The organism is Paracraurococcus ruber, from assembly GCF_004353985.1.
GTDB classification, from domain to species: domain Bacteria; phylum Pseudomonadota; class Alphaproteobacteria; order Acetobacterales; family Acetobacteraceae; genus Paracraurococcus; species Paracraurococcus ruber.
The window spans coordinates 1-540 of the sequence record NZ_SMOA01000678.1 but is presented as its reverse complement, the minus strand read 5'-3'; the positions used below and the strand labels follow the sequence as shown (position 1 = coordinate 540).

Annotated in this window: 1 pseudogene; it reads right to left on the bottom strand. The window is 82.6% G+C overall.

Annotated elements, in window-relative coordinates:
• A pseudogene (locus tag E2C05_RS32420) lies at positions 1 to 494 on the bottom strand (hypothetical protein); the annotation flags it as partial.
• Between the last annotated feature and the right edge of the window lie 46 nt (positions 495 to 540).

Sequence of the window (540 nt, the reverse complement as noted above, 5' to 3'; positions counted from 1 at the left end):
GGCCCGGCTGGCGCCGCCGGGTCGGGCCTGGCGCCGTCCGCACCGGCGGCAGGACGCGGCGGCAGGTCGGGCGGCCGGTGTTCCGCCCCGGTCCGGAACGCGGGCGTCACCGGCTTGGCCGGCTGCCCGCCGGGGCGCAGCGACGCCCCGGCCTCGCCGGCCGCCGGCCGATCATCGGCGATGGCCGGATGCGCCGCGGCGTCGATGCTGCGTCCCGTCCCGTCCTCTGGCAGTAGCCGATGCGGTGCCGTCCGCGGCACGGGCATCGGTGGCGCGGGCAGTGGCGCGGCGGCCGCCGGTGGCGTGGGGCCCGCCTCCGTCTCCCCGGCCAGGGCCGTGGCCAGCACCGCCAGCACCGCCGCCGCCTCCGGCCGCTGCAGCCGAAGCGGCATGGCCTCCAGCGCCACCACCAGCGCCGCCAGGCCGCGCCGCGGGTCGCGCCGGTGCAGCGGTGCCAGGGCGGGGCGCCAGCGCGCGACCAGGTCTGGCGGCACCGGGACGGGCGCCGCCGGCGCCGCGCTGGCGGGCAATGGCCAGCCC